Raw genomic sequence first — 24,841 nt, forward strand, 5'->3', positions numbered from 1 at the left:
CTCGCCCCACCATAGAGCCCTTCCCGGTGGTGACCCCGCCCATCCTGAACTACGCTGGCAGCCCAATCCATGACAGAGATTGGGGACTTTATGCAACTGGGCAGCAAAATCTCGAACCTGGAATATCTGTCGTGCCGATATTCCCGCTGGATCCACGCCACACGCATCAGCCTGGCGTTTCTGATCACGTTTATCCTCATCCGTTATTTCAAACTCGACGGTGCATCTTATGCGCTGATCACCATGCTGATCGTGATGGGGCCGCAACCTTATTGGGGCAATGTCTCTTCACGGGCCGTGCAACGTACCGGTGGCACAATCATCGGTGCTCTGTCGGGCCTGATTGGCCTGTACCTCGAAATCTACTCGTTCCCGCTCATGCTGCTGTGGTCTGCCGTGCTGATGTTTATCGCCGGTTATCTGACCCTGGGTAAACGCCCCTATATGGCCCTGCTGATCGGCGCAACACTGGCGGTTGTCAGTTGTGCACCACCCAATGACATGGAATCGGCCATCACCCGCAGCATTTATGTGCTGGCCGGTTCGTTGCTGGCAATGGTCTTCACCAGCATCTACCCGCAACGGGCCTATACCGATCTGCGGATCAAGTTCAGTCAAAGTCTGGAGAAGCTCGACAGCCTTTACACCGCTTACTTTTCGCCGCAGACCCTCAAACGGCCAGACCTCGAAGATCAACTGAAGAATGAACTGGATGCGGTGGTCAAGTTGCGTAGCTTCATTGCCCCCGCCAGCAATGAAAGTCATCTGAAGCCGGAAGTGTTCGAATCGCTGCAAACCCTGCACCGTAATTTGCTGGCCACCATGAACCTAATGATCGAGGCGTACTGGACGTCCCGTGAGAGCCATCTGTTGATTGAAAGTGAACCGGCCTTGCATGACCTTCACCGCTTGATCCCCCAAGCCTTGGAGTCGTTGCAAAACAAGTTATGCATGGGCATTGCAGATAATCAGATCAGCTCCGAATTGCGGCAAAAGAGCCGCGACCTGAACGAACTGGTACTGAAAAGCATTGACGGCAAACTCATCGAAACACCGTTTTATGCGTATGTCTGGCTAAGCCTGGAAATGCTCAGGCAACTCACCGAGCTGAATGATCAGCTGCATGCAGCGCTTTACCAGCATGGGCATAAACACCTGTTCAAAAAAGTGCCCGGTAATGTCTGACGCCCGTCGGTCAGTCAAGGACAAGGCATCGGAACCCGCTGGAGCGGATTTGCTGGCGATGCTCCAAAACGCTGCGTTTATCCAACACACACATGCATTCTCGTTTTCGCTTGAATGGCTGGCAGTACCCGGCAACGCCTGAGGGTTCAGCCCTTCACATCGCCTTTTTATCCCGTCTAACCATCAGCGACTCAGAAAGCTCAGACATATTTTGATGATATAGCTCACTAATAAAGGAAGATTTTCTCACTCAAAAAGCTGATTAAACAGTCAAGAAAAACCTTCAAAAATACCCTCGACCACCCGCCTGCCCTGAACAAGTCCCTGTTTTTAATATGGTATTTCAAATACTCCTCAACTGCTGGCTACAGACGCCTTGTCAACGTCCTCCTTAAACATCTTTCACCTTCCTCTGGCCTGCTGAAATTTATGGTCTAGGCTCTGATCGCGCCCGTCTTAATGGATTTAAACGGTGAGTCTCATGACACCTGAACACACACGCACGTCGAAGCGACGCTTACCTTGCAAGGGTCGGACTGGCCCTGCTCGGTGTACTCAGCGCGTATTCGAATGCACCTCAGGCAAACGCGTGGCCTCCCCTCGCTCATTGCGTGTGTTCGTCACATCAGGCGGACATGCCTGTGTATGCACACACAACACCCCCGCCTTTAAAGCGTTCGCCTGCACTCAATCTGCGGGGGATGTTGGCGCGTGCGCAGTGAGGTCATTTTTTCCTGAACTTATCCATTTTCACGGCACTTCGGCACTTTGATTTTTACCGCACTGTAGATAGGAGGGCTTATGCAGCTCACCCCGAGAGAAGTCGAAAAACTGATGATTTACACCTTATCGGACGTGGCATTCCGACGTAAGGCGCGCGGCTTGAAGTTGAACTATCCCGAAGCCGTTTCGATCATCACCGTGACCGCACTGGAAGGCGCACGAGACGGCAAGTCAGTTGAAGATGTGATGAATGAAGCCAGCAAAGTGTTAACCAAAGACGATGTCATGGACGGCGTCAGTGACCTGATTCCCAATGTTCAGGTTGAAGCGATTTTCACCGATGGCAGCCGCCTGGTTACGGTCCATGACCCTATCAAGTAACGGCGAGCAGTGACGCCGGTAAACGCCAAACAGATCCGTTGGAGGAATCAGTCATGAGCACCAAGAAAATCACGAGCCCTCACCAGGACACGCATCCGGATCACAAGATCCCCCACGCCAAAAACCCCGGTGGCGTACAAAAAGGCGATGAAGAGAACGTCCCCTTGGGCGGCTGTGTGTACGCCAGCTCGCCGATTGTGTTTAACGAAGATCGTCCGGTGACCAAAGTCAAAGTGCGCAACACCGGCGACCGTCCGATTCAAATCGGCTCGCACTTTCACTTTTTTGAAGTCAACCGTGCGCTCGAGTTCGACCGTGCCGCCGCTTTTGGCAAGCGCCTGAACATTACCGCCACCACCGCCATCCGCTTTGAACCCGGTGACGAAATTGAAGTCTCGCTGATTCCGTACGGCGGCAAACAGACCCTGTACGGCTTCAACAACCTGGTGGATGGCTGGGCACCTGACAAGCTCACCAGCAACCATGAACGCCCGGAAAAATTGCAAGCCATTCAGCGCGCAATCGATCACGGCTTCAAGTTCTCCAAGCCCGTCAAAGCCAAGTAACTACGCATTCCCATATTTTGCATTTGTGCCGTTGAGCCATTGACGCCCGCGCGGCATTAGAAAAGGAGCCACCGATGCCAACCATTTCACGCAAAGAATATGCAGGGCTGTTTGGCCCGACCACGGGCGACAAAATCCGCCTGGGTGACACCAACCTGTTTGTCGAAATTGAAAAGGACCTGCGCGGTTACGGCGAAGAATCTGTTTACGGCGGCGGTAAATCCCTGCGCGACGGCATGGGGTCCGACAACACCTTGACCCGTGACAATGGCGTGCTGGATCTGGTGATCACTAACGTGACCATCATCGACCCGATCCAGGGCGTGATCAAAGCCGACGTGGGCATCCGTGACGGCAAGATTGCCGGGATCGGTAAAAGCGGCAACCCCGGCATCATGAGCGGCGTGACCCCGGGGCTGGTAGTGGGCGTGAGCACCGACGCCATCTCCGGCGAGCACCTGATTCTGACCGCTGCCGGGATTGACACGCACATTCACCTGATCTCGCCACAACAGGCGTATCACGCGTTGTCCAACGGCGTGACCACCTTCTTTGGCGGCGGCATAGGCCCGACCGACGGCACCAACGGCACCACCGTAACTGCCGGCCCATGGAACATCCGTCAGATGTTGCGTTCGCTGGAAGGCCTGCCGATCAACGTCGGCATGCTCGGCAAGGGCAACTCATTCGGGCGCGACCCGCTGGCCGAACAAATCATCGCCGGTGTGGCCGGACTGAAGGTGCATGAAGACTGGGGCGCAACCTCCAACGCGTTGCGTCACTCTCTACGCACCGCCGATGAAATGGACGTTCAGGTCTCGGTGCACACCGACAGCCTGAACGAATGCGGGTATGTCGAAGACACCATTGATGCCTTTGAAGGTCGCACCATTCACACCTTCCACACCGAAGGCGCCGGCGGCGGTCACGCCCCCGACATCATCAAGGTGGCGAGCCAGAACAACGTGCTGCCGAGTTCGACCAACCCGACCCTGCCCTACGGCATCAACAGTCAGGCCGAGTTGTTCGACATGATCATGGTCTGTCACAACCTCAACCCCAACGTCCCGGCCGACGTGTCGTTTGCCGAAAGCCGGGTACGCCCGGAAACCATCGCCGCCGAAAACGTGCTGCAGGACATGGGGGTGATTTCCATGTTTTCCAGTGACTCTCAGGCCATGGGCCGGGTCGGTGAAAACTGGCTGCGCGTGATGCAGACCGCCCACGCAATGAAAGCCTCGCGCGGCAAACTGCCGGAAGACAGCGCCGACAACGACAACTTCCGTGTGCTGCGTTATGTGGCCAAGATCACCATCAACCCGGCTCTGGCCCAGGGGATCAGCCATGTGCTGGGCTCGGTCGAAGTCGGCAAAATGGCCGACCTGGTGCTGTGGGACCCACGCTTCTTCGGCGCCAAGCCGAAGATGGTGATCAAGGGCGGCATGATCAACTGGGCCGCCATGGGGGATCCGAACGCCTCGCTGCCAACTCCGCAGCCGGTGTTCTACCGTCCGATGTTCGGGGCGATGGGCAAAACCCTGCAAGACACCTGTGTGACCTTCGTTTCGCAAGCCGCACTGGAAGACGGCGTGAAAGAAAAAGCCGGGCTGGAACGTCAGGTCATGGCGGTCCGCGGTTGCCGTACCGTCTCCAAAAAAGACCTGGTGCGCAACGACCAGACGCCCCATCTCGAAGTCGACCCCGAAACCTTCGCGGTGAAGGTCGACGGTGTGCATGCCACCTGCAAACCGATCGACACCGCCGCGATGAACCAGCGTTACTTCTTTGGCTAAAGCCTGGTCGGAACACTGCCGGGGCTGGCCTGTGCCCCGGCAGACCTGTTCTCGCACATGATTCACGGAAGGAGCTTGCGACGTGATTTTGATTGAACACATTCTGGGCAATGCCAAGAAAGACGCGGTATGGAAACAGAGGCTCGAAGGCGCCAACGTCGACCTGCTGGTACTCGACCAGCGCGAGGCGCAAAAAAGCCGTTGCCGGCGCACCAGTGCTGGCGGACTCGATCTCGGGATCTCGCTGGAACGCAACGTCGTGCTGTCCGATGGCGATGTCTTGCGCTGGGATCCGGTCACCCACACGGCGGTGGTGGTGCAGCTGAATCTGCGGGACGTGATGGTGATCGACCTCAAGGAGCTGAAAAAGCAGCCGCTGGATGTCCTGATCAAAACCAGCTTCGAACTGGGGCATGCCTTGGGCAACCAGCACTGGAAAGCCGTGACTAAAAACAATGAGGTGTACATCCCGCTCACGGTCGAAACCAAAATGATGGATTCGGTGATGCGTACCCACGGTTTCCAGCACTTGCCTTATGCCTTTATCAGCGGGGCTGAAGTCCTGCCAAACCTCACCACTTCCGAGGCCCGCTTACTGTTCGGCGGTGCCGAAGAAACCGACACCCACGTTCACGTGGCCAGCCCCCAGGACAAACAGGCCGCCGCCGCACTGAAGATCCAGGGCCTGCACAGTCATGGCGACGGTATCAGCCACAGTCACAGCCACGATCATGGCCATACGCACCACACTCACGATCCCAAGCATTAAGTCCGGCAAGAAGGCGCCAACGATGAACGCATCAGATCTCATTCGCATCATGCAGTTTGGTGATTCCGTATTGCCAGTCGGTGCTTTTTCGTTCTCGAACGGCGTTGAATCCGCCATTCAGAAAGGCATCGTGCACGATGTCGCGAGCCTCAAGGGGTTTGTCCTGACGGCCCTGAAACAAGCCGCCAGCTGTGACGGCATGGGTGTCGTCGCCGCCCACCGGGCTGCGATGGCCGATGACCGGGAAGGGATTCTGCGCGCCGACTGGGCGGTGAATAACCGTAAGCTCAATGAAGAAAGCCGGTTGATGGCCACGCGCATGGGCAAAAAGCTGGCCGAAATGTCGATCCATGTCGTCGAAAAACCATTGGTGCGCTGGTGGCTGGAGCAAATCAAGGCCGGGCATGCGGCGGGTACCTACCCCGTCACCCAGGCCGTGGTGATGTCGACCCAGGGCATTGGCGCGCGTGAAGTGGTGGTGATGCACCAATACGGTGTGGCCATGACCATTCTCAGCGCCGCCATGCGCCTGATGCGCGTCACTCACCTCGATACCCAGCACATTCTGTTCGAGCTCAATCACGACATCGAAGCCTTCTGCGACATCGCTGAAATCGGCGAGATCGACCAGATGTCGTCCTATGTGCCGATCGTCGATGTGCTGGCAGCGGTACACGTCAAAGCCCACGTGCGGCTGTTTATGAACTGATTCCCTGGCAGCGGCGTTGACCTGTTGTCGATGCCGCGCGCTTCATCTGGTTTTTTGTTAAGGAACATGATTGTGAAAAAGATTACTCGCATTGGTATTGGCGGCCCGGTCGGTTCAGGCAAAACCGCGATCATTGAAGTCATCACGCCGATTCTGATCAATCGCGGCTACAAGCCCTTGATCATCACCAACGACATCGTGACCACCGAAGATGCCAAACAGGTCAAGCGCACCCTCAAGGGCATTCTCGACGAAGACAAGATTCTCGGGGTTGAAACCGGTGCCTGCCCGCACACTGCCGTGCGTGAAGACCCGAGCATGAACATTGCGGCGGTCGAGGAAATGGAAGAGAAATTTCCGGACAGCGATCTGATCATGATTGAAAGCGGCGGCGATAACCTGACACTGACCTTCAGTCCGGCGCTGGCCGACTTCTATATCTATGTGATCGACGTCGCCGAAGGCGAAAAAATCCCGCGCAAAAACGGTCCGGGCCTGGTGCAGGCCGACATTCTGATCATCAACAAGATCGACCTGGCCCCGTACGTGGGGGCCAGCCTGGATGTCATGGAAAGCGACACCAAAGTGGTGCGCGGCAACCGCCCGTACATCCTCACGAACTGCAAGACCGGCCAGGGCATTGAAGAACTGGTGGACATGATCGAACACATGTTTCTGTTCGCGCAAAAACCATCGGCCAAAAGCGAGGTGACTGCATGACATCGCAGAGCCTGAACATCGTGAACACCCCTTCACGGCTTCGCGCTCACTCATTAGGCAATGATGCGCCGGAGCTTGCGAGCTATCAGGACGAGCCGCCGCAAATGGACAGCGGTGCCGTCGGCAAAAGCGGGTATTTGCGCCTGGGTTTTGAAAGACGCGGCAATCGCAGCGTACTGGCCGATATGGAGCGGCGTGTACCGTCTCTGGTACAGCGGGCCTTGTACTGGGATGAGGAAATGCCCGAGCTGCCCTGCGTGACCATGATTTCCACCTCGGGCTGTGTACTGCAGGGTGACCGCCTGGCTACTGACGTCAACGTGGGGGTGGGTGCCTGCGGGCATGTCACTACCCAGTCAGCGACCAAAGTGCATTCGATGAATGCCAACTATGCCTCGCAAATCCAGTGTTTTCGGGTCGAGGAAGGCGGCTACCTTGAGTTCATGCCCGACCCGCTGATCCCGCACCGTAACGCGCGCTTCATCACGGATACCCAGATCAGGATCCACCCGACAGCGACGGCGATTTATTGCGAGATCCTGATGTCGGGCCGCAAGTACCACCATGTCGATGAACGCTTTGGCTTTGATGTCTACTCCTCCCGGGTCGCGGCCGAAAACCTCGAAGGCAAGGAGCTGTTTGTTGAAAAGTACATTCTGGAGCCCAAGCGCGAGAGCCTCGATGCCATCGGCGTCATGCAAACCTTCGACGTATTCGGCAACGTGGTGTTGCTCACCCCCAAAGAACATCACGACCGCATTGTCGAGCGTATTCCGGCGATCTTCGACATGAACGCGGGGCTGGCCAGTGGCGTGACGCGCTTACCCAACAACTGTGGCCTGATTTTCAAGGTACTGGGCAATGACAGTGGCGAAGTGAAGGCGCAAATCCGCGAGTTCTGGAAAGTCGCCCGCGAGGAAATTCTTGGCGTGTCGCTACCACCCCAGTTCCTCTGGCGCTAAACCTCACCCTGTAGCAGCTGTCCAAGGAGCCAGGCTGCGGACAGGGGCAAGGTCCTCTCAAATCCGGTAAACGCAGTATTCCGGGGGAATGGTTTTATGACGGCTTCGCAGCTGGACGCAGCCTCGCATTGCTCGTCAGCTGCTTCAGATTGGGAGAGTCGATATGGAAACTGCATCCAGATGGTCAAAAGTGGCGGATGGCAACGTCGTGCTTGAATTTATTGACGTCACGCTACGCGGTTGCGCTCAGGTCATGTTCCAGAACAATCCGCTGACCGGGTTGCTCTTCTTCATTGCGATCTTCGTCGGCGCGTATGGCGAAAACAACCCCGCCGTGGCCTACGGCAGTGTGCTGGGTACCGTCGCAGCCACGTTCGCGGGCTTGAACGTCAAGGACCGCACATCCTGGAAGGCCGGGCTGTATGGCTATAACGGCTGCCTGGTGGGGGCCGCATTACCGACCTTCCTCGATGTCTCGCCGATTCTGTGGCTGTGCATCATCATGGGGGGCGTGGTGTCGGTGATCGTGACCCTGTGCATCGCCGATGTTCTCAAGACCTGGAAAGTCGCGGCCCTCACCGCACCGTTCGTACTGGTGACCTGGACGGTCTTGCTGTCCAGCTATGCTTTTACCGAACTGCATGCCAACGCCCTGCCCACTCCGGACTTGCCCCACGAACTGCTTCAAGCCTCAAGTGCGGCGGCTTCTGCCTCACATTTCTTTGCCGGAGTGCTCAACGGCATATCCGAAGTGTTTCTGCTCAGCAGTCTGATCGCCAGCTTGCTCCTGCTGGTGGGCCTGGCGGTCGAGTCGCTGTGGGCTGCGGTGTTTGCCGTGTGCGGCGCCTTGCTGGCAGTGCTGACGGCCTCGGTGCTGGGAGCCGAGCAGACCAGCATCGACAATGGCATGTACGCGTTCAGCGCCGTCCTGACCGCCATTGCCCTGGGCTCGACGTTCAACCAGCCCAGTTGGCGGGTACTGATCTACACGGTAATCGGGGTCATTTTCACGGTGTTCGTCCAGGGCGCTTTGAATACCCTGCTGGCCCCTGTCGGTATCCCGACATTGACCATGCCTTTTGTTCTGGCCTCGTGGCTGTTCCTGGTGCCGAACAAAGAGGTGATGCCGGTACACCGACAATGACTCCTTCATACTTGCTGCAGGGACCTCGAGGCCAATACGTGATGAATACAGACACTGCATTGAGCGGTCAACGTCAGCCCGCCGAAACGGACCTACACTCCATCCACCCTTTAACAGACGCGTCGTAGGCACTATGACTTTATTACAGGACGTAAAAACCAAAATATCCTTTGCCTATGGGGTCGCCCTGCTGGTGGCCATCAATGGGTTCCTATTGTTCATGCCGGTGTTGCAGCGCGGGGTTGCTCACGCCAATGCAGCTTCCGGCTCCTTTGATACCTGGAAGGAGGCCCTGAGCTTTTTAGCCCTGTTGGAGATTCCTGGCTTTGTGGTTGGCTTCGTGCTGATCCTGATGTCGCTGGGACTGCTGATCAAGTCACGCATCAGCTGGTTCTTCGCGTTACTGCTGCTGCTGGCAACCGTCTGCGTTGATTTTTTCATCCTGAAAAAAACGTACCCCAGTACCTTCTTCTCACTTGTCACAATTGCCGTGCTGATCTTTTACTGGCGCCAGTTCGATCACTACAGCCTGGCCACCGGCAGCTTCTTTGCGGTAGTCAGCATCGCTTCGCTGATCGTCTACAGCACCCTTGGCACGCTCTATCTGGGTGAACAGTTCGCACCGGCGGTCACTGACCTGCCCACCGCGTTCTATTTCGCCATTGTGGTCATGTCGACGGTGGGCTTTGGCGACATTGTCCCGCACACCACCGATGCCCGGTTCTTCACCCTGACAGTGATCATTCTGGGCATCACCATCTTCGCGATCTCGGTGGCGTCCATTGCCGGCCCGCTGATCAGCAACAACATCCAACGCATCGTTAAAGGCAGGATTACCCACATGGCCCGTAAAAATCATTACATCCTCGTCGGCATTGGCTCACTGGCACAGAACGTCTACAAAGGGCTGTCCGAGCGCGGCGAACATGTGACCGTTGTATGCCCTCCCGGCAGTCAGCACGACCTGCCAGAGAAGGCAGACATCATTGAAGGCGATCCGTCGTCGGCTTCAACCCTGCATCTGGCCGGAGCCGCAGACGCCAAATACATTGTGACCCTGTGCGACAACGATGCCGAAAACGTATTTACCATCCTCGCCGCCAAAGAAGTCGCCGGCGAAGAGACTCAGATCATCGCTCTGGTCAACGAATCCCGGAACATGCCCAAGGTCAAACGCGTCAACCCGACCATGGTGCTCTCGCTGCCGCTGCTGGGCAGCGAGTTGCTGGTTCGCACCCTGCAGGGCGATACGATCAATAACGACCTGATCACCGAGATGTTCTTCGGCAAGCGGACCTCACTGGGCTGAGTTTTCTCACACCCCCAAAAAAGCCCTCGACTGCGAGGGCTTTTTTGTCGGCCTTGAAACGGTTATCGCGGCGTATCGGCTGCCGGTTGAGGTGTGCCCCTGGCACCTGCGAACAGGCCGAGTTCAACCGCTGCAAAACCGACCACCAGGCTGGCCACCAGATAACCGATAGAGACCAGCAATGCACCTGGCTCACCCATCATTTCGACCGCACCAAAGACAAAGCTGGAGAACGTTGAAAGCCCCCCCATGATCCCGGTGCCGACCATCACATGGACGTACTGGTTGATCCGGTTGCTCTTGAACAGCGAAGTCGCCACACCCAGCAGGAATGCAGCCACGATATTGGCGACAAAAATATCCATTGGAAAACCATCGGCCAGACGCGGCACCGACAACATCACGAATTCCCGGCACATGGCGCCAAACGCTCCGCCGACGAAAATCAAAATAATCATGTTCAGCATGATCCTGCTCCTTGTCAGCGCGCCAGCCAGGCGCCGAATGCGGCGGCGGCCAAGCCCACCACGACCGAAATAACCAGATAGCCAGCGGCCAGTGCCCGATCCCTCGCATTGGCCAGTTTGGCGGCATCCAGTTGCATGCTGCTGAACGTCGTGTACCCCCCGAGAATGCCGGTCAGCACGGCCGCGTTCATCACATCGCCGTAGCGGTCGCGCCAATCCACGGTGAATAGAATGCTCAAATAACCGATGACAAAGGCACCGCTGACGTTGATCAAAAACGTACCCAGCGGGAATTTGCCTTTGTACAGTTCACCGACCCGCAGTCCGATCCACCATCGCAACAACGACCCCAGACCGCCGCCCAGCCCGACCCAGAAAACATCCAGCGCAGTCATGAAAATCCCTCTCGTGCCTGTTGGTTAGTGGGGGGAACTCTAGACGATAAAACCCGGATGCGGCGTCCGGCCGGCTCAGACCGCCTCTGATCAGCCAATACGTTTAAAAACAGGCGCCCCCGCCAAAAAGGAGTACCCTGCCGCCCTGCTCTGATTCCCCTTCATGGAACCCCTATGTTTCCCAACGCTGAACGCTACAACCACTCCACCGAATACGCGAACAAACTGGTCGACCGCATCGGCCAGACGCCCGCCTGGATTGCCCTGCGCATCGGCGTGACGGAAAAACGCATGCGCTACATCCTGGCCGGCTCCCGCACGATCAAGGGCGACACCACCGAAATCCTGATGTCTTACGCTGAGCAGTTTTGTCTGGAATCCCTCGCCGCCGAGGCCAAGGCGGCCAAGGATCGCGCCCGTTCCAAGGCCGCTACGCCCGCCAGCGACGTTTAAAACAGCCCCATCTGCCCGCCCACCAGGGCGCTGAAGTCATCGTCGACGAACACCAGAATGGCGTCCGCTACCGGTTGTAGCTGACGCGTCAGGTAATGTTCGTAGTCCACCGCCGCTGACAGGTTTTCCAGCGGCTGCGGGCCGGCCACGGTGATTACGTAACGGATCGTGCCGCCATTCTGGTATTGGCGAGGCCGACCGTGACGGTCGTTGTAGTCGTCGGCCAGTCGCGCCGCACGCACGTGGGGCGGCACATTGCGCTCGTAGTCACTCAGCGGACGACGCAGGCGCTTGCGGTAGATGAGCAGCTCATCGTGCTCGCCCGCCAGGGTGCTGCGCACAAAGTCGCGGACGAAGTCCTGATAGGGCTGGCGATTGAAGATGCGCAGGTAAAGCGCTTGCTGAAATTGCTGGGCCAGGGGCGACCAGTCGCTGCGTACGGTTTCCAGGCCTTTGTAGACCATCTCGCTGCGTCCGTCAGCGCCCGTTACCAGTCCGGCATAGCGCTTTTTGCTGCCCTCTTCGGCACCGCGAATGGTCGGCATCAAAAACCGGCTGTAATGAGTTTCAAACTGGAGCTCAAGCGCGCTGGTGAGCCCGTACTCGTCCCGCACATGGACCTGCCACCATTGATTGACGTGCTCCACCAGTTCGCGGCCGATACGTGCTGCGTCAGCTTCGCTGTGTTCGCTGCGCAGCCAGACGAAGGTGGAGTCGGTGTCGCCGTAGATCACGCTGTAACCCCGGGCTTCGATCAGCGCCCGGGTCTTGAGCATGATTTCATGGCCCCGCAGGGTGATGGACGAGGCCAGCCGTGTATCAAAGAAACGACAGCCGCTGGAACCCAGTACCCCGTAAAAAGCATTCATGATGATCTTCAGCGCTTGCGACAGCGGCGCATTGTGTTCGCGCTTGGCGATCTCGCGCCCGTTGGCCACACGCTCGACGATGGCGGGCAGGCAATGCCGGGTCCGCGAAAAGCGTGCCCCGCGAAAGCCCGGGACCGAGGCCTCATCGCCCGGTTCCCGCAGCCCCTCGACCAGCCCCAGCGGGTCGATCAGAAACGTACGAATGATCGAGGGATAAAGACTTTTGTAATCGAGCACCAGCACCGATTCGTACAGACCCGGCTGCGACTCCATGACAAAGCCTCCCGGGCTGGCCTGAGGCGGCTTCTCACCGAGGTTGGGGGCGACAAAGCCCTGGCGGTGCATCAACGGCATGTACAGGTGATAAAAAGCCGCCACCGAGCCGCCACTGCGGTCCGCCTCCAGCCCCGTGACCGAAGCGCGCTCCAGAAGGAAGGTCAGCAGCTCGGTTTTCTCGAAAATCCGCGTCACCAGTTCGCAGTCCTTCAGGTTGTAGCGCGCCAGTGACGGCTTGTCCTCGGCAAACATGCGGTTGATTTCATCCATGCGCTGGTAAGGCGTGCTGATGTCCTTGCCTTCGCCAAGCAAAGTCTGGGCGACGTTTTCCAGACTGAAGGAAGGGAACGACCACGTGGCCGAGCGCAGAGCCTCGATGCCATCGATGATCAGACGGCCTTCCGCGCTGGCGAAAAAATGGTTTTTGCGGGTGCCGTGCTCGCGCCATTGCATCTCGCTGCCGCCCCGCCCCAGCAACAGCGGAATGCCCAGTCGGCGCGCATGTTCGTGCAGCACCCGCAGGTCAAACTGAATAACGTTCCAACCGATGATCGCGTCCGGGTCATGCTGCGCCAGCCACTGATTGAGGCGTTGCAACAACTCGGCACGCGTGGCGCAATACTCAAGGTTGAAATCGACAGGCGCGTCAGCCTCGGAGGGCTTGCCCAACATGTACACCTGGCGCTGGCCGCAACCTTCAAGGCCGATGCAATACAGATCGCCCTGGGCACTGGTTTCGATGTCCAGCGACAGCAGTTTCAGACGCGGGCGGTAATCGGGATGGGCTTTCATCCGCGTGCCGGACAGCGAACCGTCAACCTCGACACGACCGCCGAAACTCACCGGGGCGGTGATGAAGCGCTCCATCAAGTAGCGTTCCGGCGGGCGTATGTCCGCCTCATACACATCGACCCCGGCCCGCCGCAGACGCTGGGCAATGTCCATCAGTTGCGCCTGCTGGCGGCAATACAGGCCGATAACCGGGCGTGACTGAAAGTCCTGCAGCGCCAGATCACGGAACTCGACATGACGCTCATCGTGCAACAACGCCCGGGCCTGCTCGCGCTGCGCGGCCGGGATAAACCCGACACAGGTCTGATAAGGCAGGCGCACACGCTGCGGCCCGGTATCCGTGGCCAGCCAGAACTCGACTTCAATGCCCGACGGCGTATCACGCCAATGCCGGGTCAGGACAAACCCCTGTCTCAGGTCCACCACAGCCGCCTCAAAGACCGTTGCCGGGTTACAGACACGTCGCCAGCATGGCTAAACGGCGCAGGGCCACGCTGTCGTCAGGCTTGGCTGCGTAATAACTCACAGCGGTACCCGCGCCTTGAGGCACCAGGTCGGCGAAGGATTCACCGCCACGGGTGTAGACGGTCATCGCCCCGGTTTTGTCGGTGTTTATATAGCCGCTGGCGTCAACACCGAACACCGCTTCGTCCTGCCACGAGAACTGCACGCACTCGGCCACCAGCGCGGTCGGCTTTTGTGACGCCAGGACACGGGTCGGGCTTTTGCTGCGGGCTTCATTCATCGCAGGGGATACACAACCGGCCAGCATGGCCAGGCTCACAGCGCCAATCAGCATTCGCATCGGATAGCCCTCAAAAAAGGGGAGCACCATAACATGCGGCCTGCCTCGATTCGTCGACCGGTGCCCACAGGCACAACCGAATGCACAGGCGGGCCATCACTCCACGGCCATGCGTTCCAGGCTGTTGCTCAAGTGCAGCAGCATGGCGGCGCGGGCGGCGTCGGGATCCTGGCGGCGAATCGCCTTCAGGATCGCTTCATGTTCGAGGATTGCCATTTGCCCCAGCTTCAGTAAATCGGCATCGCCGCGCTCGTCGTCATTGATCCGGGTACGGGGGATGGCTGAACGCCCGAGCTGGGAAATGATGTCCGTGAAGTACGCGTTGCCGGTGGCCTGGGCAATCAAGCGGTGGAATTGCAGGTCGGCTTCAACACTGCTGTCGTTATGGGCCAGCGAGTGCTGGTAGTCATCCAGTGCCTGGCGCATTTGCAACAGTTGCGTTTCGGTGCGGCGCTTGGCTGCCAGGGCGGCGGCCTGGGTTTCAAGGCCCATGCGCAGCTCAATGATCCCGCGCACGCTGGCTGCGGTGTCACTGCTCAGGTGGATGCCATTGCGTTCACTGCGCTCCAGCGCAAAGGTGCCCACCCCGTGTCGGGTTTCGACGAGCCCGGAGGCCTGCAGTTTGGAGATCGCCTCACGCACCACCGTTCGGCTGACACCGTAGTTGCGCACGATCGTCGATTCGGAGGGCAGTTTATCGCCGGGTGCAATTTGCCCCAGCAGGATTTGCTGGGTCAGGTCGGCCACGATGTCATGGGCCAGTCCAGGCATGCGCTTGCGAATCGGTGCGCGGTGGGTGTCTTGCATGGGGGATCCCTTCCAGTAAGGCGGCCAATACTAGCATCAGGCTGGCAACCAGCCTTAGCACTGATGCGCTGGCACACCCATCATACATGTCTGACAAGTTGCCGTTATACGTTTAAAAAGTCATTCTCCCTGATTCAGCCTTGCGATGCTTCAATCTTGAGTCCACCGCCAACAACGCTATACAGCCGCTCTAAATCGCCTTAAAACCCGCTAAATCACATTAAAAATAGACTTTTTATAGCTTTTTCGTTGGCTGGCGGGCATTGCGAGGTGAAAAGCCAACTCGTATGATGTCTGTCAACATCATCGACACCACAACGCTATTCCCAATAATAATTCGCGACGCAGGCTGTCCAGACCATGACCTCTCAAACACACAAACGCCCCTTGCCCTGCCCCTCACTCAGGCACTTTGCACAGCCGCCTCACGGCTCGCACTAGCGACCCGTCACGCCGGAGGCCCGGCCACCGGCACATCACACCCGCATAACAATAATCAGTGGGGTTTTGAACTGTGAACACTTCCAGCCACGTGTCTGCTGCGCCCGACAACGACCTTGTCCTGGCGCGCGCAATCAAAAAAGTGAAGGCGCACATCCTGCCGCTCTTCGTCATCATGTTTATCGTCAACTACATCGACCGCGTCAACATCGGCTTTGTCCGTACCCACATGGAGCACGACCTGGGGATTGGTGCCGCTGCCTACGGACTGGGCGCCGGCCTGTTTTTCATCGGTTATGCGCTGTTTGAAGTGCCGTCCAACATGCTGCTGCAAAAAGTCGGGGCACGGATCTGGCTGACCCGGATCATGTTCACCTGGGGCATCACCGCTACGCTGATGGCCTTTATCCAGAACGAAACCCACTTCTACATCCTGCGTTTTTTACTGGGTGTAGCCGAGGCCGGCTTCTTCCCCGGGGTGATCTATTACTTCACCCGCTGGCTGCCGGGCGCCGAGCGCGGCAAAGCGATTGCAATCTTCCTCAGCGGTTCGGCCCTGGCCTCCCTGATCTCCGGCCCGCTGTCGGGCCTATTGCTGCAGATCACCGGCCTGGGCCTGCATGGCTGGCAGTGGATGTACATCATTGAAGGCATGGCTTCGGTGCTGCTGTGCTTCTTCGTGTGGTTCTGGCTGGACTCCAAACCCCATGACGCAAAATGGCTCAGCCGTGCGGAACAAGATGCACTGGTCAACGAAATCGACCGCGAGCAGCGCGAGCGTGATGCCCTCAATACGGTCAAGCCAAGCCTGGGCACCCTGCTCAAGGACCGTCAGATCATGCTGTTCTGCGCGATTTATTTCTGTATCCAGCTGACCATTTATGCCGCGACATTCTGGCTGCCGAGCATCATCAAGAAGATGGGTGACCTGAGTGATATTCAGGTGGGCTTTTTCAACTCGATTCCGTGGCTGATCTCGATTGTCGCCATGTACGTCTTTGCTTCGCTGGCCAGCAAGTTCAAGTTCCAGCAGGCCTGGATTGCCAGCGCCCTGCTGATTGCAGCCCTGGGCATGTTCCTGTCGACCACCGGCGGGCCGATCTTCGCCTTTATTGCCATTTGCTTTGCGGCCATCGGTTTTAAATCGGCTTCGGCGCTGTTCTGGCCAATACCGCAGGCCTATCTGGATGCGCGCATCGCAGCGGCGGTGATCGCGCTGATCAACTCTGTCGGCAACCTCGGCGGCTTCGTAGCACCCACCACCTTCGGCTTTCTGGAACAAACCACCGGATCGATCCAGGGTGGGCTCTATGGCCTGGCCGGGACCTCCATCATCGCGGCAATCATCGTGTTCTTTGCCAAAACCAGACCCAAGCCTAGCGCTGCGGTTCCTGGCGCACTGCAACCCGCCTCGACACCTGTTTAATCGATCAGCCAGCCCCTGACTCTTTTCAAGGAACACACCATGAACGCCGAACACCAACACCACACTGCAAAAGCCCCGATCGTCACCAGCCTCCAGGTCATTCCGGTGGCCGGCCATGACAGCATGCTGCTCAACCTCAGCGGCGCACACGGCCCTTTCTTCACCCGCAACATCGTTATCCTCAAGGACAGCAGCGGCAATATCGGGGTCGGCGAAGTACCCGGCGGTGAACGCATCCGCGAAACCCTCGAAGACGCCCGCAGCCTGGTGGTCGGGCAACCCATCGGCAACTATCAGCGCATCCTCAATGCGATGCGCACCACCTTTGCCGCCCGCGACTCGGCAGGCCGCGGTCTGCAAACCTTTGACCTGCGCATTACCATCCATGCGGTCACCGCAATGGAAGCCGCCCTCCTCGACTTGCTCGGGCAGTTCCTCGAGGTGCCGGTCGCGGCCCTGCTCGGCGAAGGCCAGCAGCGCGACGCGGTGAAGATGCTGGGCTATCTGTTTTACATTGGCGACAGTCAGCAGACCGACCTGGCCTACCGCCATGAAGCGCAGGCCGATGACTGGTTCCGCCTCCGTCACGAGCAGGCAATGACACCCGAAGCTGTGGTTCGCCTGGCCGAAGCCGCGCAGGCCAAATATGGTTTCAATGACTTCAAGCTCAAGGGCGGCGTACTGCGCGGCGCCGAAGAAATCGAAGCCGTGACCGCCCTGGCCGAACGTTTCCCGAATGCGCGTATTACGCTTGACCCGAATGGCGCCTGGTCACTCAAGGAAGCCATCGCCCTGTGCCGCGACCAGCACAAAGTGCTAGCGTACGCCGAGGACCCGTGCGGCGCTGAAAACGGTTACTCGGGCCGTGAAGTCATGGCTGAGTTCCGGCGCGCTACCGGCCTGCCGACCGCCACCAACATGATCGCCACCGACTGGCGTGAAATGGGCCACGCGATTCAGCTGCAATCGGTCGACATTCCCCTCGCCGACCCACACTTCTGGACCATGCAAGGCTCGGTACGCGTGGCGCAGATGTGCCACGAATGGGGCCTGACCTGGGGCTCGCACTCCAACAACCACTTTGATATATCCCTGGCGATGTTCACCCAGGTTGCGGCGGCGGCACCGGGTGACATCACCGCCATTGATACGCACTGGATCTGGCAGGACGGCCAGCGCCTGACACGTGAATCCCTGCAGATTGTCGACGGTCACATTAATGTGCCGGCCAAACCGGGCTTGGGCGTGGACATCGACATGGATGCAGTGGCCAAGGCCCATGAACTTTATAAAGGGATGGGGCTCGGTGCGCGGGACGACAGCGTCGCCATGCAGTACCTTATCCCTGGCTGGAAGTACGACAACAAAAAACCGTGTCTGGTGCGCTGAGTGTCCTTGCGCCCGGTACCGGATCCAACAGCGTCTAAAGCGAGGATTGAATCGATGTCGACTGTAACAGGCCACAACTTTATCGGCGGTCGCCGTAGCGCCGCGGGCACCATCACCCTTGAAAGCCTTGATGCCAGCACGGGCGAGGCTTTGCCTGCGCGCTTTTACCAAGCGACACCCGAAGAAGTGGACAACGCAGCCAATGCCGCCGATGAGGCCTTTGCCGAGTTCCGCCAACTCAAGCCCGAGCGTCGTGCCGAATTCCTCGAAGCCATTGCTGATGAAATCGATCAACTGGGTGACGACTTCGTGGCCCTTGTCTGCCGCGAAACCGCGTTGCCGGCCGCGCGCATTCAAGGTGAGCGCGGTCGCACCAGCGGCCAGATGCGCCTGTTCGCCAAAGTACTGCGACGCGGCGACTTTTTGGGGGCGCGGATCGACCTGGCCTTGCCGGAGCGCAAACCGCTGCCGCGGGTCGACCTGCGTCAGTACCGGATCGGCGTCGGCCCGGTCGCCGTGTTCGGGGCCAGCAACTTCCCACTGGCCTTTTCCACCGCCGGTGGCGATACCGCCTCGGCCCTTGCGGCTGGCTGCCCGGTAGTCTTCAAAGCCCACAGCGGGCATATGGCGACCGCCGACCAGGTGGGCTGCGCCATCATCCGTGCCGCTGAAAAGACCGGCATGCCCAAGGGCGTGTTCAACATGATTTTCGGCGCCGGGGTCGGTGAGCGGCTGATCAAGCACCCGGCCATCCAGGCGGTGGGGTTTACCGGCTCGCTGCATGGCGGCAACGCCCTGAGCAAAATGGCGGCCGAACGCGAGCAGCCGATCCCGGTGTTCGCCGAGATGTCGAGCATCAACCCGGTGATCGTTTTGCCACAAGCCCTCGCCGCTCGCGGCACCACCGTGGCCAAGGATCTGGCGGCATCGGTCACGCTGGGTGGCGGCCAGTTCTGCACCAACCCGGGACTGGTGATCGGCCTGCGCTCACCCGGCTTCAGCGGATTTATCGAGCAACTGCGCCAGCACATGGCCGAGCAGGCTGCGCACACACTGCTCAATGCAGGCGGCTTGCGCAACTACGCCAAAGGGGTCGCGCACCTGCTCGACCATGCCGGCATCACTCACCTTGCGGGGCATGCCCAATCGGGAGCGCAAGCCCAGCCGCAGTTGTTCAAAGCCGATGTCAGCCTGCTACTCAAACGCGACCCGCTGCTGCAGGAAGAAGTGTTTGGCCCGACCACGATCATTATCGAAGTCGAGGATGATGCTCAGCTCAAAGCCGCTCTGCTGGCACTGCGCGGGCAACTGACGGCCACCCTGATTGGCGAAGCGGATGACCTCAAGAGCTACCAGTGGCTGGTGCCGATCCTTGAGCAAAAGGTCGGCCGGATTCTGGTCAATGGCTACCCGACCGGCGTCGAAGTCTGCGATGCCATGGTTCACGGCGGCCCCTACCCGGCCACCTCGGATGCACGCGGCACATCGGTCGGCTCGCTGGCCATCGATCGGTTCCTGCGTCCGGTGTGCTACCAGAACTACCCGGATGAACTGCTGCCGCAAGCCCTGCAAAACAGCAACCCGCTGAACGTGCAACGACTGGTCAATGGCGAGTGGAATTCAGCTTCGATCGGCTAACACCCAGGCGGCTGCAACTGCAGGAGTGGGCATGCTCGCTCCTGCACAGCCGCTGACGTGACTGACCGGCATCAGGCAGCGATCCGCTGCCTTTTTTGTGCCCGCTGAAAATATTGGATCCAATGTCAAATTTCGGGCAAAAAAAAGCCCAAGTAGCTGATGGAAACTTGGGGCTTAAAAATGCATAAACCGTGGTAGGTGAACGCAGGGCGATATTAACCCATGGTCACAACTGGTAACAAGATATTTTGCACCATTCATTTCAATTTTATACTGACTTAAGTCATTACATATCCACACTTTTTTATTGGTTTTGGTCTTTTTGATAATTGCAAAAGGCCATTGACTGGCGAGTTCAGCCCCTGGATGAATGGCGCTTGACGCCGATTCATGCGTGCACGCAAAGCCCGCCTGGAAAGCAACGAAAACCCGTTACTCGAACACCGGCCGGAAGAACGTCCGCTCGTAACTCAGGATGCAGCGGGTGTCTACGGCATATTGAAAGGCAGCCACGCATTCGGCATCTGCCCGGGACTGTTCGCGATAGTGTTCGTAGGTCGCCAGGCTGGGAAACGAAAACATCGCCAGGGCAATATTGTTCGCCCCTTCCGAAGGCAGGAAATAGCCATGGTGCTGACCGCCGAACTTCTCCACGAGCGGGATCCAGAGACGGCCATACACTTCAAATTCAGCCAGCTTGTAAGGGTCAATGATGTAGCGAAGGTGGCAGGTGATCATTTCATCATTCCATGGATTCAAAGGAAATCGAGACTATTCCTGAGCCCTGGAAAAGGTCAATACAGGCTGACGGTAACGGCTACGTCCGTTTACGACTGCTGCGCCGCCGGACGTTACGGGTCACCTATGGTGTAGCTACCGCAGGCTGCGACAAGACCTGAAGGGCCTTCAAACCCGGCGCAGCCTTCGGCAGCGGCTACAGGATCCCCGTAGCCGTTGACGAGGCTCCTGCGTGATTCCACCGATTACCAGAAGAGGTCGGTCGGCTCGCCCAACTGACCCTCAGGTACTACCATACGCCGAGTTCCTCAATCCCAAAGAACGCAGCTGGCAAGTACGCTATGGACGACAACGAACTGCGGGTGAATGTCGATTACACCTGGAAACTGTGGTGAACATTAGCGTCTCTGGATGACACATGGGGTGGCTGAGCAGGCCGTATCTTCGATAAGCTCTGCGGCCCCCCACCATCAATCAGCGGTAAGTGCATGATCGAAGTCACTGAGGTTTCCATTGCCCAACTACGGGCTGCGCTCGAATCTGGCCAGACAACCTCGGTTGAATTGGTTCAGGCCTACCTCGCCAGGATCGATGCTTACGACGGCCCGCAGACGGCCACCGCCCTCAATGCGGTGATCGTGCCTAACCCTGTCGCCCTCGAAGAGGCCGCCGCGGCCGATGCCCGACGCAGCACGGGGCAGACGCTGGGCCCGCTGGACGGCATCCCCTACACCGCCAAGGACAGCTACCTGGTCAAGGGCCTCACTGCCGCCTCCGGCAGCCCGGCCTTCAAAGACCTGATTGCGTATCGCGATGCCTTCACCATCGAACGCTTGCGCGCGGCGGGGGCCATCTGTCTGGGCAAGACCAATATGCCGCCAATGGCCAACGGCGGCATGCAGCGCGGGGTTTACGGCCGTGCCGAGAGCCCGTACAACGCCGACTACCTCACCGCCCCGTTCGCATCCGGCTCATCCAACGGTGCCGGCACCGCAACGGCGGCCAGTTTTGCAGCCTTCGGCCTGGCCGAAGAAACCTGGTCCAGCGGACGCGGCCCGGCGTCCAACAATGGCCTGTGCGCCTACACGCCGTCACGCGGGGTGATTTCGGTGCGTGGCAACTGGCCGTTGACCCCGACCATGGATGTTGTGGTGCCGTTTGCCCGAACCATGGCCGACCTGCTTGAAGTGCTCGACGTGGTGGTGGCGCACGACCCTGACACCCGCGGCGATCTGTGGCGGATGCAGCCTTGGGTGCCAATTCCGACCGTGGCTTCGGTACGTCCCGCGTCCTATCCGGAACTGGCGGCCACCGCCGATACGCTGGTGGGCAAGCGTTTCGGCGTGCCGCGCATGTACATCAATGCCGACCCCGAGGCCGGTACCGCAGAAGCACCGGGCATCGGTGGCCCGACCGGGCAGCGGATCATCACCCGCGCCTCGGTGATCGCGCTGTGGCAAGACGCGCGCAAAGCCCTCGAAGCCCGGGGCGCTGAAGTGATCGAAGTGGACTTCCCGCTGGTCTCCAACTGCGAGGGCGATCGCCCCGGCGCACCGACCGTGTTTACCCGCGGTTTGGTGTCCAAAGCGTTCCTGCACCATGAGTTGTGGGACCTGTCGGCCTGGGCATTCGATGACTTTCTGCAAGCCAACGGCGACCCGAAACTGAACCGCCTGGCCGACGTCGATGGCCCGCTGATTTTCCCTCACGATCCGGGCACCCTGCCTAACCGTGAAGATGAACTGGCTGCCGGCATGGACGAATATGTGCGCATGGCCGAGCGCGGCATCACCCCGTGGAACGAGATCGACACGCTGCCGGACGGACTGCGGGGGTTGGAGCAGACACGACGCATCGACCTTGAAGAGTGGATGGATCGACTCGGGCTGGATGCGGTGCTGTTCCCGACGGTGGCCGATGTGGGGCCGGCGGATGCCGATGTCAATCCGGCGTCTGCCGACATTGCCTGGAGCAACGGCGTTTGGGTGGCCAACGGCAACCTGGCGATTCGTCACCTGGGGGTGCCGACCGTGACCGTCCCCATGGGCGTCATGGCCGATATCGGCATGCCCGTGGGCCTGACCTTTGCCGGGCGCGCCTACGACGACTCGAACCTGCTGCGCTTCGGCTCGGCCTTCGAAGCCACCGGCTCGAAACGGGTCATCCCGCCTCGCACACCGCCTTTGTCGACAGCCGGGCACTAAGCAGAGATGACCTGTAGATCTGCGTTGCCGCCATTGCAACTGCAGGTCTACAGCGGCTGCGGCGTCACCTCCTCGAACGTCAGTCCCGGGCTGTCGATGACATGCCAGGGATTGGCGCCGGCGTTTTCGCTGAACACCACCTGATTGAAGTGCGAGTCTTTCAAACCATCGATGCGGGCCGTTGCAGGGCCTTTGAAACGCACCCGTTCGAATACCAGCCCGGCATGATAAGCGTTGCTTTTGCTGTCGCCCTTGACCTCGAGCGCCGCCCCGCGGGCATTCTCGACCGTCACATCGCTCACCCGGATATCACGGAACTGCCCGGGTACCGTCGAGCGCCGATAATCGAGCTTGGCGTTGGGATCGTTGTAATCAAGGGTAAACACGAATGCCTGTTTGACCGTGTTGCGCATGGCTGAGTCGCGAAAGATCACCTGGCGTGCACCACCATCCATGAAGTTCGTGCTCTTCATGCGCAGCCCGGCATCGGTTCCATCCGACACGTTGTCCTCGGCCAGGATATTTTGAATCCAGGCCCCGGTATGGCTGCCCGCAACCACCATGCCATGCCCCTTGCGGAAGAAGTTGTTGAAGATCCAGGCGTCCTCCTGGGGCTTTTGATGAACCGCTTCGGCGCCGGTGCCGGCGGCAAAATTGACGCAATCATCGCCGGTATCAAAAAAGTTATTGAACACCATCGCCCCCTTGCTGTTGGCAAACTCGATGCCATCACCGTTGTTGGCGTCGTAGGTCTTATGCGTGGTATTGGCCAGCACCACGTTTTCGGTCTCAAGGTTCATGATCCCGTGGAACGCGGGGTTCAAGACGGTGAAGCCACCATAGAAAACATTCTTCACATTGCGCAGGGTGATCAGCGAAGAGCGCATTTGCCCATAGGCATCCTTGGTGTTCATGCCTCGGGCGATGGCCTGCTCCACTTGGGCCCTGGCCAGAATGCCGTCCTCCATGAAGCGCGTGTTATCGCTGGGCAGGTAGAACGGCAACGGCTGTCCAAGCTCGTCCAGCGTATCGGCCTTGCGCTTCCAGCCATTGCCGTCGAGGGTTCCCTGGCCAACGATGCGGATGTTTTCAAACCCTTGGTGCCGGTGAGGATCCCGGGGCAAGGCATTGATCAGGGAAGCCGGGCGCACGGTGCTGGAATACGGATACTGGATATACCCGGCCAAGGGATAATCTTCGGCCCGCTCCGAGCCGAGCAAGGTCGCACCGGCGGTGATTTCCAGGGTCATGTTGCTCTTGAGATAAAGCGCCCCGCTCTTGTACCGGCCCTCGGGCAGCAGCACCTTGCAGCCGGGTGTGCAGGCATCGATGGCCCGTTGAATGGCCTGTGTATCGAGGTGCTTGCCGTCGCCCCGTGCGCCGTACTTTTTCACATCAAACACCACCGGCACCGGTGTTGTACGCTGGATGACCACCGGACTGTCGACGGACTCCAGGCCATCAGCCGCCACCGAGCGCACCGTGAACCGGTACTGGGTGTCAGGTTTGAGGCCTTGAGCGGTGTAACTGTGAATGCCGATTCGATGGTGAAAGTTGTCCCGGTCTTGCTCGTAGAAGCGGTCGATGTACGGCTTTGCCGGCGAAACCCGGTCGTTATTGGCGTTGCTGCTGCCCAGCAGGACGCCGTTGGCGTATACCCGATAGTCCTTGATGGCGCTGTGGTCGGCGGGCTTTTCCCAGACCAGAATGATCGACTGATCATCAAAGGCCAGCGTTGGCACTTGCACCTTCGTCGGCGCCTGCACGGCCCACGCCGGCACACTTGCGCCAAGCGCCAGTAGCGCCAGAACCGAGCGCGAGGCCATTGCTGCGCACGTTTGATACGGCATGTTGTTTTCCTTGTACGTGCCTGTCTGAAG

22 protein-coding genes are annotated in these 24,841 nt (G+C 58.9%); 15 read left to right on the forward strand and 7 right to left on the reverse strand.

Annotated features, from left to right (window positions below):
* Positions 1-69: 69 nt before the first annotated feature.
* The 10 genes from DQN55_RS13140 to kch all read left to right on the forward strand — a co-directional run bounded on the left by DQN55_RS13140 (position 70) and on the right by kch (position 10,261).
* Positions 70-1,185, forward strand: a complete 1,116-nt coding sequence (locus tag DQN55_RS13140; protein WP_231995585.1) for an FUSC family protein — start codon at positions 70-72, stop codon at positions 1,183-1,185.
* Between the two features lie 801 nt (positions 1,186-1,986).
* Complete coding sequence (locus DQN55_RS13145; RefSeq protein WP_048382063.1) at positions 1,987-2,289, forward strand: urease subunit gamma; 303 nt, start codon at positions 1,987-1,989, stop codon at positions 2,287-2,289.
* 53 nt (positions 2,290-2,342) lie between these two features.
* A complete protein-coding gene (locus DQN55_RS22730) occupies positions 2,343-2,855 on the forward strand; it encodes an urease subunit beta (RefSeq protein WP_048382062.1) in 513 nt (170 codons plus the stop codon).
* 74 nt (positions 2,856-2,929) lie between these two features.
* Complete coding sequence (locus DQN55_RS13155) at positions 2,930-4,648, forward strand: urease subunit alpha (protein ID WP_048382061.1); 1,719 nt, start codon at positions 2,930-2,932, stop codon at positions 4,646-4,648.
* 82 nt (positions 4,649-4,730) lie between these two features.
* Positions 4,731-5,417 carry an urease accessory protein UreE gene (ureE, locus tag DQN55_RS13160; protein ID WP_048382060.1) on the forward strand — a complete coding sequence of 229 codons (687 nt, stop codon included), beginning with the start codon at positions 4,731-4,733 and terminating at the stop codon, positions 5,415-5,417.
* Between the two features lie 22 nt (positions 5,418-5,439).
* Entirely contained in the window at positions 5,440-6,126 is a 687-nt protein-coding gene (locus DQN55_RS13165) for an urease accessory protein UreF (protein ID WP_048382059.1), read from the forward strand.
* A gap of 66 nt (positions 6,127-6,192) precedes the next feature.
* A complete protein-coding gene (gene ureG, locus DQN55_RS13170; protein WP_048382058.1) occupies positions 6,193-6,846 on the forward strand; it encodes an urease accessory protein UreG in 654 nt (217 codons plus the stop codon).
* Positions 6,843-7,808, forward strand: coding sequence for an urease accessory protein UreD (locus DQN55_RS13175; RefSeq protein ID WP_048382057.1), 966 nt, complete (start codon positions 6,843-6,845; stop codon positions 7,806-7,808). The genes ureG and DQN55_RS13175 overlap by 4 nt, the downstream gene beginning before the upstream one ends.
* A gap of 163 nt (positions 7,809-7,971) precedes the next feature.
* The gene (gene yut, locus DQN55_RS13180; protein ID WP_048382056.1) at positions 7,972-8,952 is read left to right on the forward strand and encodes an urea transporter; all 981 of its coding nucleotides are present in this window, start codon (positions 7,972-7,974) and stop codon (positions 8,950-8,952) included.
* A 133-nt stretch (positions 8,953-9,085) separates the two neighbouring features.
* The gene (gene kch / locus DQN55_RS13185) at positions 9,086-10,261 is read left to right on the forward strand and encodes a voltage-gated potassium channel protein (RefSeq protein WP_048382055.1); all 1,176 of its coding nucleotides are present in this window, start codon (positions 9,086-9,088) and stop codon (positions 10,259-10,261) included.
* A 62-nt stretch (positions 10,262-10,323) separates the two neighbouring features.
* On the opposite strand, the gene crcB (DQN55_RS13190) is transcribed toward kch, so the two are convergent.
* Positions 10,324-10,728, reverse strand: coding sequence for a fluoride efflux transporter CrcB (crcB, locus tag DQN55_RS13190; RefSeq protein ID WP_048382054.1), 405 nt, complete (start codon positions 10,726-10,728; stop codon positions 10,324-10,326).
* A 14-nt stretch (positions 10,729-10,742) separates the two neighbouring features.
* Entirely contained in the window at positions 10,743-11,123 is a 381-nt protein-coding gene (gene crcB, locus DQN55_RS13195) for a fluoride efflux transporter CrcB (protein ID WP_048382053.1), read from the reverse strand.
* A gap of 174 nt (positions 11,124-11,297) precedes the next feature.
* On the opposite strand from crcB (DQN55_RS13195), the gene DQN55_RS13200 reads away from it, so the two are divergent.
* Positions 11,298-11,576 carry a hypothetical protein gene (locus DQN55_RS13200; RefSeq protein ID WP_048382052.1) on the forward strand — a complete coding sequence of 93 codons (279 nt, stop codon included), beginning with the start codon at positions 11,298-11,300 and terminating at the stop codon, positions 11,574-11,576.
* On the opposite strand, the gene DQN55_RS13205 is transcribed toward DQN55_RS13200, so the two are convergent.
* The 3 genes from DQN55_RS13205 to DQN55_RS13215 form a co-directional block, all read right to left on the reverse strand.
* Complete coding sequence (locus tag DQN55_RS13205; protein WP_074703016.1) at positions 11,573-13,936, reverse strand: DNA polymerase II; 2,364 nt, start codon at positions 13,934-13,936, stop codon at positions 11,573-11,575. The two genes, DQN55_RS13200 and DQN55_RS13205, sit on opposite strands and share 4 nt — an antisense overlap.
* A 28-nt stretch (positions 13,937-13,964) precedes the next feature.
* Positions 13,965-14,318, reverse strand: coding sequence for a hypothetical protein (locus DQN55_RS13210; RefSeq protein ID WP_048382238.1), 354 nt, complete (start codon positions 14,316-14,318; stop codon positions 13,965-13,967).
* Between the two features lie 96 nt (positions 14,319-14,414).
* Complete coding sequence (locus DQN55_RS13215; RefSeq protein ID WP_048382050.1) at positions 14,415-15,125, reverse strand: FadR/GntR family transcriptional regulator; 711 nt, start codon at positions 15,123-15,125, stop codon at positions 14,415-14,417.
* Between the two features lie 514 nt (positions 15,126-15,639).
* Between DQN55_RS13215 and DQN55_RS13220 the strand changes: the two genes are divergently transcribed.
* Genes DQN55_RS13220 through DQN55_RS13230 form a run of 3 tightly spaced genes read left to right on the forward strand, consistent with a single transcriptional unit; the run spans position 15,640 to position 20,019 of the window.
* Positions 15,640-16,992, forward strand: a complete 1,353-nt coding sequence (locus DQN55_RS13220) for an MFS transporter (protein WP_048382049.1) — start codon at positions 15,640-15,642, stop codon at positions 16,990-16,992.
* A gap of 39 nt (positions 16,993-17,031) precedes the next feature.
* The gene (gene gudD / locus DQN55_RS13225) at positions 17,032-18,381 is read left to right on the forward strand and encodes a glucarate dehydratase (RefSeq protein WP_048382048.1); all 1,350 of its coding nucleotides are present in this window, start codon (positions 17,032-17,034) and stop codon (positions 18,379-18,381) included.
* Between the two features lie 54 nt (positions 18,382-18,435).
* Positions 18,436-20,019 (forward strand): aldehyde dehydrogenase (NADP(+)), encoded by a 1,584-nt coding sequence (locus DQN55_RS13230; RefSeq protein ID WP_048382047.1) that lies wholly within the window; start codon positions 18,436-18,438, stop codon positions 20,017-20,019.
* Positions 20,020-20,451: 432 nt separating this feature from the next.
* On the opposite strand, the gene DQN55_RS13235 is transcribed toward DQN55_RS13230, so the two are convergent.
* Entirely contained in the window at positions 20,452-20,757 is a 306-nt protein-coding gene (locus DQN55_RS13235; protein WP_048382046.1) for an NIPSNAP family protein, read from the reverse strand.
* 488 nt (positions 20,758-21,245) lie between these two features.
* Between DQN55_RS13235 and DQN55_RS13240 the strand changes: the two genes are divergently transcribed.
* Complete coding sequence (locus DQN55_RS13240; RefSeq protein WP_048382045.1) at positions 21,246-22,961, forward strand: amidase; 1,716 nt, start codon at positions 21,246-21,248, stop codon at positions 22,959-22,961.
* Between the two features lie 47 nt (positions 22,962-23,008).
* On the opposite strand, the gene DQN55_RS13245 is transcribed toward DQN55_RS13240, so the two are convergent.
* Entirely contained in the window at positions 23,009-24,811 is a 1,803-nt protein-coding gene (locus tag DQN55_RS13245) for a glycosyl hydrolase family 28 protein (protein WP_048382044.1), read from the reverse strand.
* Between the last annotated feature and the right edge of the window lie 30 nt (positions 24,812-24,841).

The organism is Pseudomonas taetrolens (assembly GCF_900475285.1).
Classification (GTDB): domain Bacteria; phylum Pseudomonadota; class Gammaproteobacteria; order Pseudomonadales; family Pseudomonadaceae; genus Aquipseudomonas; species Aquipseudomonas taetrolens.